The organism is Arthrobacter sp. Leaf234 (assembly GCF_001422665.1).
Classification (GTDB): domain Bacteria; phylum Actinomycetota; class Actinomycetes; order Actinomycetales; family Micrococcaceae; genus Arthrobacter_D.
This window is the reverse complement of sequence record NZ_LMLU01000005.1, coordinates 533,470-549,333: the sequence shown is the minus strand read 5'-3', so window position 1 is coordinate 549,333 and position 15,864 is coordinate 533,470. Positions and strand designations below refer to the sequence as shown.

Sequence of the window (15,864 nt, the reverse complement as noted above, 5' to 3'; positions counted from 1 at the left end):
GGCGACCGGCCCCGGCGTCCCCGGCCCTAGGCTTGGGGCATGACCGCACGCCTGATCCTCGCCTCCAGATCGCCTGCCCGCACCAAGCTCCTCGCCGAGGCGGGCATCGAGCACCGCGTCCTCGTCTCGGACGTCGACGAACCCGCCGTCGTCGCCGCCTACGGCGAGCTCGACCCGCACGACACATCACTGCTCCTCGCTCGCGCCAAGGCGGAGGCGGTCGCGTCACTGCCCGACGCCGATGGCTCACTGGTGATCGGCTGCGATTCCGTCTTCGAGTTCGACGGCGAGGCCCACGGCAAGCCCTACGAGTCCGCCGTGGCCATCGAGCGCATCAGCCGCATGCGCGGACGGTCGGGCGTCCTCCACACGGGCCACTGGCTCGTGGACACGCGTGACGGCGGTTCGGGTGCGACCATCGGCGCAGTGTCCTCGGCAACGGTGTACTTCGGGGCCATGACCGACGACGAGGTGCGGCGGTACGTGGCCAGCGGGGAACCGCTGCAGTGCGCGGGATCCTTCACCCTCGACGGCCTCGGCGGTGCGTTCATCGACCGCATCGACGGGGACCCGCACGCCGTCGTCGGGCTCAGCATCTCCACCCTGCGAGCGTTGCTCCACTCTGCCGGGGTGCCCATCACCGCTTTGTGGGGCGACGCGCCGGCGTTGTAGGTTCCCTACAAAGGATCGGCACACAACACTCCCTCGGACCACGATCCATGGGCAGAAGCGACAAAGGCGGGCTAGGCTCCGATCTGAGAAGAAGGAGTTCAATCCCCCATGAGCCAGTCCCCCGCAGCCCCGTCCGAGTCGTCCGACACCGGTACCCCGAGCAGCCCCGCCGGTCGCTCGCGGGAACTCAGGCCCATGACGAAGGTGCTGGTGGCAAACCGCGGGGAGATCGCCGTGCGCGTGATCCGGGCGGCACGGGACGAGGGCCTCGCCTCGGTCGCCGTCTACGCCGATCCGGATCGGGACGCCCTCCACGTCCGGATGGCCGACGAGGCCTTCGCTCTGGGCGGCGAGACCGCGGCGGAGTCGTACCTCGTCATGGACAGCATCCTCGACGCCGCGCGGCGCAGCGGGGCCGACGCCATCCATCCCGGGTACGGCTTCCTCTCCGAGAACGCCGAGTTCGCGCAGCGCGTGATCGACGCCGGGATCACCTGGATCGGGCCGTCGCCCGAGTCCATCTCGCAGCTCGGCGACAAGGTGCAGGCCCGGCACATCGCCGAGCGTGTGGGCGCCCCCCTGGTCCCGGGGACCAAGGACCCGGTCGAATCCGTGCAGGAGGTCGTCGACTTCGCGCAGGAGTTCGGGCTGCCCCTGGCCATCAAGGCGGCCTTCGGCGGCGGCGGACGTGGCATCAAGGTGGTGCGCAGCCACGAGGAGATTCCCGAACTGTTCGAGTCCGCGGTCCGCGAGGCGACGGCGGCCTTCGGCCGCGGCGAGTGCTTCGTGGAGCGTTTCCTCGACGCACCCCGGCACGTCGAGACGCAGTGCCTCGCCGACGCGTACGGCTCGGTCGTCGTCGTCTCGACGCGTGACTGCTCACTCCAGCGCCGCAACCAGAAGCTCGTCGAGGAGGCGCCGGCTCCGTTCCTGTCTGCTGAGCAGAACACCCGGCTGTACGAGGCGTCCAAGGCCATCCTCCGTGCGGCGGGCTACCAGGGTGCCGGCACCTGCGAGTTCCTCGTGGGACAGGACGGCACCATCTCCTTCCTCGAGGTCAACACCCGCCTGCAGGTGGAGCACCCCGTCTCGGAGGAGGTCACCGGGCTCGACCTCGTGCGGGAACAGTTCAGGATCGCCCGCGGCGAGGAACTCGGATACGGGGATCCGGCTGTCCGCGGCCACTCCTTCGAGTTCCGGATCAACGGGGAGGACGCCGGCCGTGGCTTCATGCCCGCTCCGGGCACGGTCCAGACGTTCACGCTCCCGAGCGGACCGGGTGTCCGCGTGGATTCCGGGATCGAGGCCGGAGAGGTCATCGGTGGCAACTTCGACTCCATGCTGGCCAAGCTGATCGTCACCGGCGCCACCCGCGAACAGGCGCTCCAGCGCGCGCGGCGGGCCATCGGTGAGATGGTGATCGAGGGCATGCCGACCGTGCTCCCCTTCCACGCCGCGGTCGTCGCCGATCCGGCCTTCGCCCCGGAGAGCGGGCCGTTCTCCGTGCACACCCGCTGGATCGAGACCGGCTTCGCCAACACCATCGAGCCGTGGACCGGCCCGGCGGAGCCGACGCCGGAGGAGGACACCCGCCAGCGCGTCACCGTCGAGGTCGGCGGCCGCCGCCTCGACGTGGTCCTTCCTGCCGGCCTCGGAGCATCCCCGAACGGCCGGACCGGCACGCCGGCCAAGTCGAAGAAGTCCGCCCGTGCCCGGGCCGGGAAGACGGCCGTCAGCGGGGACGAGCTGACCTCGCCCATGCAGGGGACGATCGTGAAGGTCGCCGCCAGCGACGGCGATGCGGTGCGTGAGGGTGACCTGATCGTCGTGCTCGAGGCCATGAAGATGGAGCAACCCCTGACCGCCCACAAGTCCGGAACCCTGTCCGGTCTCACCGCGGCACCCGGGGACACCGTCTCGGCGGGATCGGTGATCGCCACCATCGGCGATTGAGCCGGTCCGTCCCGGACCGTCAGCCGCCGTTACCCTTGCCCCGGGCTTCGTCCGCAGCTTTGTCGGCGGCCCTCTCGGCCTCCTTCCTGGCCTGCTCGGCGGCCTTCTCCTCGGCCTTCCGCTGCTGCTCGGCGGCCTTGTCAGCCCCCTGCCCGCCGTCACCCGGCGTCACTGCCCCCTGATCAACCGCTCCCCCGTCCCCCGCGTCCTCGTCCGGTTCGTTCTCCTCGGCTTCGTTCTCGTCCGTCTCGCCGGGTGTAGGTGCCGCCGGTGCCTCCGAGACCGGAGCCGGGACCGGCGACTCCGGTGCCGGGTCCGCCGGGGCCGGAGTCGTCCCTGCCGGCGCCGGAGGGCCCGAGGTCTGTGTCGGGGCCGGCTCGGGCGCCGGGGTCCCCGCGGGAGCACCGTCGGCCGGCTCCTCCGCGGCCCGGAGGGAGGCGATCACGGCATCGATGTGCATGCCGATGAGCGAGGCACGGTCCTCGTTCACCGTTCCCGCGTCGCGGGCGCCGTCCACTTCCGCCCGGAGGCGTTCGGCCAGGGCGATCGCCCCGGTGCTGTCGCCTCCGGCTGCGGTGGCAGCGATGGTGCGCACCTCCGCCTGGAGGTCCCCCGCCGTCGCGGGATCGATCGGCTCGGCGCCGCACCCGCCGAGGAGCAGTGCCGCAGCGGCGAGCACCGGAAGGACGCCGATCCTGTACCGGGTCATCACTGCACGCTTTCGTAGAGTTCCTGGAGCCGCTCGCCCGGTTCGCCCGGCACCGCCGGCAGGGGCTCGATCCCGGGCGGGGAGCCGTCCGCGGTCATCGTCATCATGATCCAGAGGCCTGCGGCCGCCAGGGCCAGCACGGCGAGGAGAGCCAGGACCCACGGCAGGGCGGAGCGACGAAGGACGGGACGGGACGATGGACGCGGATCCCGGGTCTCGCCCGCGCCGTCGGGGTGGTCCTGGTCCACGGCGTCCGACACCCTGGTCGGGGCAACCCCCTGCGCCTGCTGCGCAGTGTCCGGGGCACGGTCACTCCAGGGGCGCTCCGCAGCGCCGACGCGACGCAGGCCCGAGACGCTGTCCGTGACGCGGTCCGACGGCGCCGGTAATGCTGTCACCGCAGGTGCAGGCCGTGCCGGGACCGCCGTCGACGGCAGGGGCGACGGCGACGGTAGCTCGGGGGCAGGCAGGACCGCCGTGCGTGGATGGGTCGACGACGGGGACTCGACGGCCGCGGGCACGGCCGCCGTGCGTGCATCGGGTGACGGCGCGCGCTCGGCGGCGGGAGGGAGGACCGCAGTGTGCGGGTCGAGCGACGCGGATGGCCCGGCGGCAACGGGCATCGCCGCGGTGCGCGGCTCCGGCGAGGCCGCGCCCCGGGGACCGGGCGCCGTCCAGGCAGCAGCCGGCACCTCGGTCGACGACGTGCCGGCGGGCCCCCTCGACGCGCCGCTCGCGTCGGCTCCGCGCTGCGGGCCCATGACGGTGAGGGCACGGACGACGCCTGCGGCGTCCGGTCGATCGTCGGGGTCGTCCAGGGCCATCGAGATGAGCAGGGCCGAGAGGGCGGGCCCTGCGGCGTGCGGGATGGACGGGCTCCGGTGGAGCCGGGCCAGGGCGCTCTCGATACCGGTGCCGGGAAAGGCACGTTCACCCGTGAGGGCCTCGATCAGCACCAGCCCCAGTGAGTAGATGTCCGAGGGCCGGCCCACGCCGTCGCCCCGTGCCTGTTCCGGGCTGAAGTAGGCGGCGCTGCCGATGACCTGCCCGGTCGCCGTCATACGGCCTCCGTCGAAGAACCGGGCGATCCCGAAATCCGTGAGCAGATAGCCGAAGAGCCCGCTGTGGGGATCCGCCTCGCGCGTCAGGATGTTGGAGGGTTTCAGGTCGCGGTGCACGATGCCCTGGCCGTGGATGTACTGCAGCGTCCGGGCAAGATCGAGGGCCATTGTCCGGACCTCCTCGCGGCCGAGCGGTCCGGAGGTCCGGAGCCGGACGCCGAGATCCGGGCCGTCCACGAGTTCCATCACGAGGTAGGCGCCGTCCTGCGCGTCCTCACCGTTGTCCATGTCGAGGACCCGCACCAGCCCGGGGTGATCGAGTCGCGCCAGCATGCGCGCCTCCGCTGATCCGCGTTCCAGGCCGTCGGCGGTGCCGGGCCTGAACAGTTTGACGGCCACGTCCCGCCCGAGGCGGGTGTCCCGGGCCGTGAAGACCTCCGCCATGCCGCCGGTGCCGACGCGCTTACCCAGCGCGTACCTCCCGGCCAGAGCCTGCTGTTCCATGTCGCCCGTTCCTACTACCCCGTCTTCCGCCTCCGGGCGAGCAGCGGCTGCGTCCGGGCAGGTGCTAAGCCTGCTGTGCTTCCAGTGTAGGGGGGCCGTGGCGGCGGCGCGCAAGCACAGCCACCCCGGGCAAGCCGACCCGTCGGCTCACGAGCCCGGAACGACGACGGCGCCGCACCCTGGTGGGTGCGGCGCCGTCGGGTGATGCGGTGCGAGCTAGGCGACGTTGTTCTCGTAGTCGTGGTCGCGGGTCTCGCGGGAGACGAAGAGGGCGATGAACGTGGCCACGGCGGCCACGCTGAGGTAGGCGCCGACGAGTACGGTGCTGCCGCCCGCGGCCTGCCAGAGTGCCACGGCGATGAACGAGGCGGGTGCTGCACCGATCATGCTCGAGACGTTGTAGGCGACGGCGGAGCCCGTGTAGCGGACGTTGGCAGGGAACAGCTCGGGAAGGACGGCGGCCATCGGCCCGAAGGTGAGGCCCATGAGGGTGAAGCCGACGATCAGCAGCACCATGGCGCCCGCCGTGCCCGCGGCGAACAGCGGCGCCCAGAGCAGTCCGAAGACCCCGATGCCCACGGTGGTGGCGAGCAGCATCTTCCGGCGGCCGAAGCGCTCGGCCAGCGGGCCGGAGATGATGGTGAAGATCCCGAAGAACACCACACCGATGATCAGCATCCACAGGAAGTCCGGCCGGCTCATGCCGAGGCCGGGCACGAAGGAGTCGATCTGCGCCTGCGTCAGTGTCTTGCCGGCGGCCTCGGCGCGGGCCTGCGCCTGCTCGAGCGAGGACGGCGCCGTCCCGTAGGTCAGCGTGAAGGCAGTCATGAAGTAGAAGAGCACGTAGGTGGCGAACATGATGAAGGTGCCGAGCAGGAGCGGACGCCAGTGGGAGCGGAACACGGTGCCGAGCGGGAGCTTGACCACCTTGCCCTCGGTCTGGACCTTCTGGAACGAGGCGCTCTCGATGAGCTTCAACCGGACGTACAGGCCGATGATCACCATGACAGCACTCAGCAGGAACGGCACGCGCCAGCCCCAGGCCATGAAGTCCTCCGCCGAGAGCGTGGTGCTCAGCAGCACGAACAGCAGGTTGGCGAGGATGAAGCCGATCGGTGCACCCAGCTGCGGGAAGGTCCCGAAGATGGCCCGCTTGCCCTCGGGTGCGTTCTCCGTGGCCAGGAGGGCGGCACCGCTCCACTCGCCACCGAGCGCCAGACCCTGGAGGAAGCGGAGCACCACGAGCAGGAACGGCGCCCAGAAGATCCAGCCCGCGCCCTCGGCGGTCGGCAGCACACCGATGAGGAAGGTCGCTATGCCCATGGTCAGCAGCGAGGCGACCAGCGTCGCCTTCCTGCCGATCTTGTCACCGAAGTGCCCGAAGAGGATGGAGCCGAGGGGCCGGGCGACGAACGCGACGCCGAAGACGGCGAAGGAGCTGAGCAGCTGGTTCGCCGACGTCTGGTTCGGGAAGAACAGGGCCGGGAACACCAGGACGGCGGCCGTCGCATAGATGTAGAAGTCGTAGAACTCGATGGTGGTGCCGATGAGGCTGGCGAAGATCACCCGCCCCCGGGAGTTCAGGGGCTTCGTGGTTCCGCTTCGGTCAGCGGCTGTGGAGGAGGTCATGGAGTCGGCTTTCTCGGGCTGGACACCGGACCGCAGGCACCCCGAGGAGCGGCGCAGCCCGGAGCCCGTGCTTCAGGAGTACCCGGATATCAGACCACCAGTGTCCACCTGCTGGATAAGCGTGTCCACACTCTGGACCATGGGAACTCTTCCGGGCGCTCCGATCCCGCCGCCGCCCGCCCTAGATGCGGACGTGCAGCCTGCGCGCGGCCTCCGAGATCGACCCCGTGAGCGACGGGTAGACCGTGAAGGTATTGGCGACGTCGTCCACATGCAGCTTCTTCGTCACGGCGAGCGCCAGCGGGAAGATCAGCTCCGAGGCACGGGGCCCGACGACGACACCGCCGATCACCGTTCCCGAGCCCTTGCGGGAGATCACCTTCACGAACCCGTCCTTGACGTTCATCATCTTCGCCCGGGCGTTGGTGTGCAGGGACAGCTTCACGACGTCACCCTGGTACCGACCCGAGGCGATGTCCTCCTCCGTCACGCCGACCGTGGCGATCTCGGGTGAGGTGAAGATGTTCGATGCGACCTGCTTCAGCTTGATCGGACTGACCGAATCACCCATGAGGTGGGCGATGGCGATCCGGCCCTGCATCGCTGCGACCGACGCCAGGGCGAACACGCCCGTGCAGTCCCCTGCCGCATAGACGTTGGGTGCCGTGGTGCGAGAGACGCCGTCCACCTGGATGTGTCCGGACTCGCTGACGGCCACACCCGCCTCGTCGAGCCCGATACCGGCCGTCCGCGGCACGGCCCCGACCGCCACGAGGCAGTGGCTTCCCTCGACCGTCCGGCCGTCCGCGAGGTGGACCACCACGCCGTTCTCCGTCCTGTCGACGGCGTTGGCCCGCGACTGCGAGAGGACGGTCATGCCGCGGTCCTTGAAGACCCCCTCGAGGACCTCCGCGGCGTCCGCGTCCTCGCCGGGCAGCACGCGGTCTCGGCTCGAGATGAGGGTGACCTTCGACCCGAGGCCGTTGTAGGCGCTGGCGAACTCGGCCCCGGTGACGCCCGAACCCACGACGATGAGGTGCTCGGGGATCTCGCGGAGGTTGTAGAGCTGGGTCCAGTTGAAGATGCGCTCGCCGTCGGGCATGGCGCTGGGGAGCTCACGGGGCGTCGCGCCGACCGCGAGGAGGACGGCGTCGGCCTCGACGATCAGGGTGTCTCCCTCCGACTCCACCTCGAGGCGGTGGTTGTCCAGCAGCTTCCCTGTGCCGATGATGACGCGCACGCCGAGGCGCTCGAGCGTTGCGCGGATGTCCGAGGACTGCTCGACCGCGAGCTTGAGCAGGCGCTGGTTGACCTTGTCGAGGTCCGCCGAGACCGCGCTGTCGGCGGAGAAGCGCACACCGAGCCCGCTCGCGTCCGTGAAACGCGTCATGGTGTCGGCCGTCGCGATGAGCGTCTTCGACGGGACCACGTCCGTCAGGACAGCGGAACCACCGAGTCCCTGGCTCTCGACGATGGTCACCTGGGCGCCGAGCGAGGACGCCACCATCGCGGCTTCGTAACCGCCGGGTCCGCCGCCCAGGATCGCCAGGCGCAGTGAGCTGAGATCGAGTTGATTGGTCACGCGTCCATCATCGCGCATGCCACCGACACGTCGGAACAGCGAACCGTGTGCCACCCGGCCGCGACACCCTGTGCCTGTGGGTGCGGCGGATGGGCAGAGGGTAAGTTGTAGCGGTGACTTCCGACTCCTCCCCCGACCCTTTCGACCTGGCCCGCGACGCTGCCGGCCACATCGCCCGAGCAACCGGCATCGACCGGCATGACACGGCCCTCGTCCTCGGCTCCGGCTGGGGCGAGGCGGCCGAGCTCATCGGCGAGACCACCCACACGCTGGACGCCGCGGACATCCCCGGCTTCTCCGCCCCCGCCGTGGTGGGCCACACCGGCACCATCCGCTCCATCCTGACCCCCAACGGCAAGCGGGCCCTGGTCCTGGGCGCGCGCACCCACTACTACGAGGGCAAGGGCGTCCGCGCCGTCGTCCACGGCGTGCGGACGGCAGCGGCGACGGGTGCGACGACGATGATCCTGACGAACGGCTGCGGCGGGCTGCAGGAGCAGTGGCAGCCCGGCACCCCCGTCCTGATCAGCGACCACATCAACCTCACGGCGTCGTCGCCCCTCGAGGGAGCCACCTTCGTGGACCTCACGGACCTCTACTCGACCCGGCTGCGCGCCCTCGCCCGCACCGTGGACCCGACGCTGGACGAGGGGGTCTACGCACAGTTCACCGGACCGCACTACGAGACCCCGGCCGAGGTGCAGTACGCCCAGCGCATCGGCGCCGATCTCGTGGGCATGTCCACGGCCCTCGAGGCCATCGCAGCACGTCATGCCGGCATGGAGGTCTTCGGCATCTCGCTGGTCACGAACCTCGCCGCCGGCATCAGCCCCGTCCCCCTCAGCCACACCGAGGTCCTCGAAGCGGGCCAGGCGGCCGGCCCGCGGATCTCGCGCCTGCTCGCCGACATCGTCGCGACCATCTGACCGCTTTCCGTCCGCCCGCCCACCCCGCTGGAGGGCTCGGCGGCCGGACCACCGCAGCACGACCGGTGCCCGTCCGGCCGCCGTCGACGATCCACCGTTAGGGACCCGCATGACCACCCCGGAACTGGACACCCTCCTCAGCACGGCCGACGACTGGGCCGCCGCCGACCCCGATCCGAGGACGGCTGACGAACTTCGGACCCTCGTGGGGCGGGTTCGGGACGGCGGAGCGCCGGCGGCAGCCGCGGAACAGGATCTGCGTGACCGCTTCTCCGGTCCGCTCGCCTTCGGCACGGCCGGACTGCGCGCAGCACTCGGCGCGGGTCCGAACCGGATGAACCGGGTCGTGGTGCGCCGTGCAGCCGCGGGTGTCGCCGCCCACGTCCTCGACCTCGCGGCCGGCGCCTACGTCCCGCGCGCCGTCGTCGGCTTCGACGCCCGGCACAACTCCAGGGTGTTCGCCGAGGAATCGGCGGCGATCCTCACAGCCGCCGGGATCGAGACCTTCCTCATGCCGACCGAGCTGCCGACACCGGTGCTCGCGTACGCGATCCGCACGCTGGCCTGCGAGGTCGGCATCATGGTCACAGCGAGCCACAACCCGCCGCAGGACAACGGCTACAAGGTGTACCTCGGCGGACGCGCCGTGGAGGAGGACGCCCGGGGCGTCCAGATCGTGGCACCGCACGACTCGGGTATCGCCGCGCACATCGACGCCGCCGGCGCGCTCTCGGACATCGTCCTGGCCCCGGAGGGCTGGACCGTCCTGCCCGGAAGCATCGAGGCCGACTACGTCTCCGCCGTCGCGGCCCTCGCCGATCCGGCGTCGACGGCGCGCGGGCTCAGGATCGTCCTCACGCCGCTGCACGGCGTGGGTGGACGCACGGCGCAGGCCGTCCTGTCGGAAGCCGGCTTCGACGACGTCACCGTCGTCCGGCGCCAGGCCGAGCCGGACCCGGACTTCCCCACCGTCGCCTTTCCGAACCCCGAGGAGCCGGGCGCACTTGATCTCGCCCTCGCCTTGGCCCAGGAGACCGGAGCGGACCTCGTGATCGCCAACGACCCCGATGCCGACCGCGTGGCCCTCGCCGCCCGGGAACCGTCCACCGGTGTCTGGCGCATGCTCCGCGGTGACGAGGTGGGCTCCCTGCTCGGCCTGCATCTCGCCGCCCGCCTCGGCTCGGGTGGACGGGACACCCCGTCGGCAGGAGCCAGCGCACGCGGGGTCTTCGCGAACTCGATCGTGTCCTCCCGCCTGCTCGGGCGGATCGCCGCCGTCTCGGGGATCGATCATGTCCAGACGCTGACCGGCTTCAAGTGGATCGCGCGCGTGCACGGGCTCTCCTTCGGCTACGAGGAAGCGCTGGGCTACTGCGTGGCTCCCGAGCTCGTCCGGGACAAGGACGGCATCTCCGCCGGCCTCCTCCTCGCCGAACTCGCCGCGGCCACCAAGGCCGACGGCCGCACGCTCTTCGACCTGCTCGACGACGCCTTCCTGGTGCACGGCCTGCATGCCTCGGACCAGCTGTCCGTCCGCGTCGGCAGCCTCGGACTGCTGGGGGCCATGATGAACCGGCTGCGCGAGAACCCGCCGTCGTCCTTCGCCGACTCGCCGGTGACCACGGCCGAGGATCTCGCGCAGGGCTCGGCCCACCTGCCTCCCACCGACGGGCTGCTCTACGTCACGCAGGACGAGACGCGCGTGATCATCCGGCCGAGCGGCACCGAACCGAAACTCAAGTGCTACCTCGAGGTCGTCGAGCCGGTCGGCTCTGCGGCCGAGCTCTCCGCCGCCAAGGAGGCGGCCCGCCTCCGGCTGCAGGCCGTACGCCGGGACGTCGGCGAGGCGCTCGGGCTCTGAACCCCTCCTGCCGCGGGGGCGGCAGCCGTCCGCGGTACGGGCGGCGGCATGGAAGGATGGACGCCATGTCTACCGATGCCTCCCTCGCGTCCTTCATCGACCACACCCTGCTCAAGCCCGAAGCCAGCCGTGAGCAGATCCTCACCGTCTGCCGGGAAGCGGTCGAGTACTCCTTCAAGTCCGTCTGCGTCAATCCGCTCTGGGTCAGTACCGTCCGCACCGCGGTGAAGGACACCGGCGTCCTCACCTGTTCGGTCATCGGGTTCCCCCTCGGGGCCAGCACCACCGAGGTCAAGGTCGTCGAGGCGCGCGGCGCCGTGGCCGACGGCGCCGACGAGATCGACATGGTCATCGACATTGCCGCTGCACGGGCCGGTGAACGCGACGTCCTGGTCCAGGACATCCGGGCCGTCGCGGACGCCGTGCACGAGAACGGTGCCATCCTCAAGGTCATCATCGAGACCGCCCTGCTGTCGGACGAGCAGAAGGTGCTGGCCTGCGAAGCGGCCGTCGAGGCAGGAGCGGATTTCGTGAAGACCTCCACCGGGTTCAACGGCGGCGGGGCGACCGTCGAGGACATCGCCCTCATGCGGAGGACGGTCGGCCCGGACCTCGGCGTCAAGGCCTCGGGCGGGGTCCGCTCGCTCGAGGACGCCCGCGCGATGATCGGCGCCGGCGCAACCCGTATCGGAGCGAGCTCGGGAGTCGCTATCGTTAAGGGAGAACAGGGCGCCGCAGGCTACTGACGGCGAACCAGCCAGGACAGCGCGGAACCGGCCGTCACAGCACGCTAGGAGAACACATGTCACACCAGGTCAACGCCGAGAGCCAGCCCGCCCACGCCGGCAAGGGTCACCTCGTCAGCAACATCGTATGGTTCGTGGTCATCTTCGGTGCATTCCTGCTGAGCATCTACCTGCTGACCTGGTTCACGCCGCAGGACATCTGGCCCATGGCCGTGATCGTCGTCGTCGCGTTCCTCGTCTTCTTCATCCCGCAGGGCATCCTCGGCCGCGCGGACACCGGCTACAACCTCGCCGAGGGCAACCGGACCGACGAGAAGGAGACATCGGCGGGCGTCGGCTCCTGAGCTCCGGGCACACCGCGCCGACACCGGCCTGAACGACCTGAACGATGCGAAGAGGCCGTCCCCCGAGGGGGACGGCCTCTTCGCGTCGGTCCGGGGACCTAGGGGGTGAAGACCGCTTCCAGCACGTTCTTCGCCCAGTCGAGAATCTCGGCATCCACGAGGTCCCGACCGCCGATCCGCGCCGTCTTCGGCTTGGGTACCAGCACCGCGTTCATGGCGGGCTTCACCGTGGCGCCCGGATATATGCGGGTGAGCCGCATCTGCTTGGACTCCGGCAGCTCGGCCGGGGCGAACTTGATGAAATTGCCCTGCAGCGCCACGTCGGTGAGCCCGAGGGCCCGTGCCGCGACCCGGAAGCGGGCCACCGAGATCAGGTTCACGACCGCAGCGGGCGGCTCCCCGTAGCGGTCCTCGAGTTCGGCGACCACCGCGTCGATCGCCTCCTCGGTGACGGCGGCGGCCAGCTTCCGGTAGGCCTCCAGGCGGAGCCTCTCCCCCGGGACGTATTCGTGCGGTAGGTGGGCGTTGACGGGCAGCTCGATCTTCATCTCCGCTGCCTTCTCCTCGGCCTCGCCGCGGAAGGACGCCACCGCCTCGCCGACCAGGCGGATGTACAGATCGAATCCAACCCCCTGGATGTGGCCCGACTGCTCACCACCGAGCAGGTTCCCGGCGCCGCGGATCTCGAGGTCCTTCATGGCCAGCTGCATGCCGGCACCGAGTTCGTTGTGGGACGCCACGGCCTTCAGCCGCTCGAGCGCCACCTCCCCGAGCGGTTTCTCCGACGGGTACAGGAAGTAGGCGTAGGCCCGCTCCCTGCCCCGCCCCACGCGGCCGCGCAGCTGGTGCAGCTGGGAGAGCCCGTAGGAGTCCGCACGGTCCACGATCAGCGTGTTGGCATTGGAGATGTCGAGGCCCGTCTCGATGATCGTGGTGCACACGAGGACGTCGAACCGCTTCTCCCAGAAGTCCACGATGATCTGCTCCAGGCGGGACTCCGTCATCTGCCCGTGCGCGACGGCGACCCGCGCCTCGGGCACGAGTTCCTTGAGGTGCGCCGCGGTCCGGTCGATCGACGAGACCCGGTTGTGCACGAAGAACACCTGGCCCTCGCGCATGAGTTCACGCCGGATCGCGGCGGAGGCCTGCTTGTCCGTGTACGGGCCGACGTACGTGAGCACCGGGTGGCGCTCCTCCGGTGGGGTCGCGAGCGTCGAGGTCTCCCGGATGCCCGTGAGGGACATCTCCAGCGTCCGGGGGATCGGCGTCGCACTCATGGCGAGGACGTCCACATTGGTGCGCATCTTCTTGAGCGCCTCCTTGTGCTCCACGCCGAAGCGCTGCTCCTCGTCGACGATCACGAGCCCGAGGTCCTTGAAGGTGATCTCCTTGGACAGCAGGCGGTGCGTGCCGATGACGACGTCGACGGCACCCGAGGTGAGTCCCTCGGCGGTCTCCCGCGACTCCTTCGCCGTCTGGAAGCGCGACAGGGCGCGGACACGGACCGGGAAGCCGGAGAACCGCTCGGAGAACGTCTCGAAGTGCTGCTGCACCAGGAGGGTGGTCGGCACGAGCACGGCCACCTGCTTGCCGTCCTGCACGGCCTTGAACGCGGCACGGACGGCGATCTCGGTCTTGCCGTAGCCGACGTCCCCCGAGACGAGCCGGTCCATCGGCACCTCACGCTCCATGTCCGCCTTGACCTCGTTGATGGTGGTCAGCTGGTCCGGCGTCTCGACGTAGGGGAAGGCCTCCTCGAGCTCGCGCTGCCAGGGCGTATCGGCACCGAAGGCATGACCGCGGGAGGCCATGCGCGCCGAGTACAGGCGGATCAGCTCGCCCGCGATCTCCTTGACGGCCTTCCGTGCCTGGTTCTTGGTCTTGCTCCAGTCCGAGCCGCCCATCTTGCTCAGCGCCGGGGCGTCCCCGCCGACGTAGCGCGTCACCTGGTCGAGCTGGTCCGTCGGCACGAAGAGGCGGTCCCCCGGGGCACCGCGCTTCGACGGCGCGTACTCGAGGACCAGGTACTCGCGGGTGGTCCGCGTGGGGCCGGCACCGGTGGAGCGCTGCATCAGCTCGACGAAGCGGGCCACACCGTGCTGCTCGTGCACCACGAAGTCGCCCTCCTTCAGCTGCAGGGGGTCGACGGCGTTCCTGCGCCGCGAGGGCATCTTCCGCATGTCGCGCGTACCCGAGGCACTGGTGCGTCCCAGCAGGTCCGCTTCCGTGAGCAGCCCGATCTTCAGTCCGTCCACCACGAACCCGCGCCCGGCGCACGCCGTCGTGATCTCGATGATGCCGGGCTGGGGAGGAGCGTCCAGGGAGTCGACGCGGCTCGTGGGGATGTCGTTGTCGTGGAACAGCTCCGCGAGGCGCTGGGCGGGCCCGGGTCCCTCGGTCGCGACCACGACGCGCCACTGGTCCCTGACACGTCCGCCGATGAAGTCCATCATCTCGGCGACGTCGCCCTGGTATCCGCGCGGCTCGCGTGCGTGCAGCGTGAAGCTGTCGACGTCGGCGAGCTCCTCGTCCGCGCCGAAGGAGGTGATCCCCCACCAGGCCACCTCGTGGGCGAGCGCCGTCGACCGCGTCTCCGTCAGCGAGCGGAAGCTCGCCTCCTGCAGGTCGGTGCCGAGACCGCCGCCGAGGTCGAGCGGGGCGGCGCCGCCGTCGGAGGCCGTGGACCACGCGGCGGCGAGGAACTCCTCGTTCGTGGCGGCGAGGTCGTGCGCGCGGGCGCGGACCTTCTCCGGCTCGATCACGACGGCGATGGACCCCGCGGGCAGCTCGCCCGCGAAGGGCACCATGGCGTCCACCAGCACCGGGGCGAGGGACTCCATGCCCTCGACGGCGATGCCTCCGGCGATCTTCTCCAGCATCGCCGCCGCGGCGGGGAGCTCGGACTGCAGTTTCGCCGCACGGGACATGACCGACGGCGTGATGAGGATCTCGCGGCAGGGCGGCGCATACAGCGCCACCGGAGGTTCCCCCGTGGTCAGGGAGCGCTGGTCGGCGACGGCGAACCAGCGCATCTGGTCCACCTCGTCGCCGAAGAAGTCGACGCGGACCGGGTGGTCCTCGGTCGGCGGGAAGACGTCGATGATCCCCCCGCGCACGGCGAACTCGCCCCGGTGCGTGACCATGTCGACCCTCGCGTACGCCGCGTCGGCGAGCGCCGTGACCACCTCGGAGAAGGCGATCTCGTCGCCCACCTTGAGCGCGACGGGCTCGAGGTCGCCGAGACCGGCGACGAGTGGCTGCACGACCGCGCGGATGGGCGCGGTGATGACCCTGATCGGCGACCCGCCCGGGTGGGCGAGCCGCCGGAGGACCGAGAGCCGGCGGCCCACCGTGTCCGAGCGCGGCGACAGGCGTTCGTGCGGCAGGGTCTCCCAGCTGGGGAACTCCTCGATGGCACTCTCGGGCAGGTAGCTGCGGAGCGCCTGGGCCAGGTCCTCCGCCTCGCGGCCGGTCGCCGTGATCGCGAGCACCACGGGCACCGCTGCGCCGGCATCGGGGGTTGTGGCAGCGCCGACGTCGGGTGCCGACAGGCCCGCCAGGCCGTCGACCATCTCCGCGATCAGGGGCGCGCGCAGTCCCGCGGGCGCCCCGATCTGCAGGTCGGCGCTGCGCTGGTCGACCGGGCGCGAGGCGTTGGTGCGTACGCGCGCGTAGGACGCGTCCTCGGCGAGCGCCGCGCGCAATCCGTTCAGGCTCATCTGTCTGGGGCTCCTCAGGCGTGGTCTCCTCTGCCACCGGCCCATGGTCCGCGCCGGCTCGACGCGGCTGCCGAGGGGCTGGGACAGCACGAAAGCCCGGGAAGACGAATCGTTCCCGGGGATACTCCCAGACTACCAAGGGGGCCTGACGCTTTCGG

General features: G+C 70.7%; 11 protein-coding genes. 6 read left to right on the top strand and 5 right to left on the bottom strand.

Annotated features, from left to right (window positions below):
- Positions 1-39: 39 nt before the first annotated feature.
- Together ASF21_RS10275 and ASF21_RS10270 are read left to right on the top strand one after the other, a co-directional pair.
- A complete protein-coding gene (locus ASF21_RS10275) occupies positions 40-672 on the top strand; it encodes a Maf family protein (RefSeq protein ID WP_055770364.1) in 633 nt (210 codons plus the stop codon).
- A gap of 195 nt (positions 673-867) precedes the next feature.
- The gene (locus tag ASF21_RS10270; RefSeq protein ID WP_235498889.1) at positions 868-2,625 is read left to right on the top strand and encodes an acetyl/propionyl/methylcrotonyl-CoA carboxylase subunit alpha; all 1,758 of its coding nucleotides are present in this window, start codon (positions 868-870) and stop codon (positions 2,623-2,625) included.
- Between the two features lie 19 nt (positions 2,626-2,644).
- Here ASF21_RS10270 and ASF21_RS10265 read toward each other — a convergent pair whose 3' ends face one another.
- The 4 genes from ASF21_RS10265 to ASF21_RS10250 all read right to left on the bottom strand — a co-directional run bounded on the left by ASF21_RS10265 (position 2,645) and on the right by ASF21_RS10250 (position 8,128).
- A complete protein-coding gene (locus ASF21_RS10265) occupies positions 2,645-3,334 on the bottom strand; it encodes a hypothetical protein (protein ID WP_055770359.1) in 690 nt (229 codons plus the stop codon).
- Positions 3,334-4,899 (bottom strand): serine/threonine-protein kinase, encoded by a 1,566-nt coding sequence (locus ASF21_RS10260; protein ID WP_055770357.1) that lies wholly within the window; start codon positions 4,897-4,899, stop codon positions 3,334-3,336. Before ASF21_RS10260 ends, ASF21_RS10265 begins: the two co-directional genes overlap by 1 nt.
- Before the next feature lie 216 nt (positions 4,900-5,115).
- Positions 5,116-6,528 carry an MFS transporter gene (locus ASF21_RS10255; protein WP_055770354.1) on the bottom strand — a complete coding sequence of 471 codons (1,413 nt, stop codon included), beginning with the start codon at positions 6,526-6,528 and terminating at the stop codon, positions 5,116-5,118.
- Between the two features lie 181 nt (positions 6,529-6,709).
- Positions 6,710-8,128, bottom strand: coding sequence for an NAD(P)H-quinone dehydrogenase (locus ASF21_RS10250; RefSeq protein ID WP_157365843.1), 1,419 nt, complete (start codon positions 8,126-8,128; stop codon positions 6,710-6,712).
- A gap of 95 nt (positions 8,129-8,223) precedes the next feature.
- Here ASF21_RS10250 and ASF21_RS10245 point away from each other — a divergent pair, with 95 nt between their 5' ends.
- The 4 genes from ASF21_RS10245 (at position 8,224) to ASF21_RS10230 (ending at position 11,987) form a co-directional block, all read left to right on the top strand.
- Positions 8,224-9,036, top strand: coding sequence for a purine-nucleoside phosphorylase (locus tag ASF21_RS10245; RefSeq protein ID WP_055770347.1), 813 nt, complete (start codon positions 8,224-8,226; stop codon positions 9,034-9,036).
- A gap of 109 nt (positions 9,037-9,145) precedes the next feature.
- Positions 9,146-10,897, top strand: coding sequence for a phospho-sugar mutase (locus ASF21_RS10240; RefSeq protein ID WP_055770344.1), 1,752 nt, complete (start codon positions 9,146-9,148; stop codon positions 10,895-10,897).
- A gap of 65 nt (positions 10,898-10,962) precedes the next feature.
- Positions 10,963-11,643, top strand: a complete 681-nt coding sequence (gene deoC, locus ASF21_RS10235) for a deoxyribose-phosphate aldolase (RefSeq protein ID WP_055770839.1) — start codon at positions 10,963-10,965, stop codon at positions 11,641-11,643.
- Between the two features lie 56 nt (positions 11,644-11,699).
- Positions 11,700-11,987: a hypothetical protein gene (locus tag ASF21_RS10230; RefSeq protein ID WP_055770343.1), complete on the top strand. Its 288-nt coding sequence runs from the start codon at positions 11,700-11,702 to the stop codon at positions 11,985-11,987.
- Between the two features lie 98 nt (positions 11,988-12,085).
- Here the strand turns inward: ASF21_RS10230 and mfd are convergent, their stop codons facing one another.
- Entirely contained in the window at positions 12,086-15,706 is a 3,621-nt protein-coding gene (gene mfd, locus ASF21_RS10225) for a transcription-repair coupling factor (protein WP_055770341.1), read from the bottom strand.
- Positions 15,707-15,864: the final 158 nt, after the last annotated feature.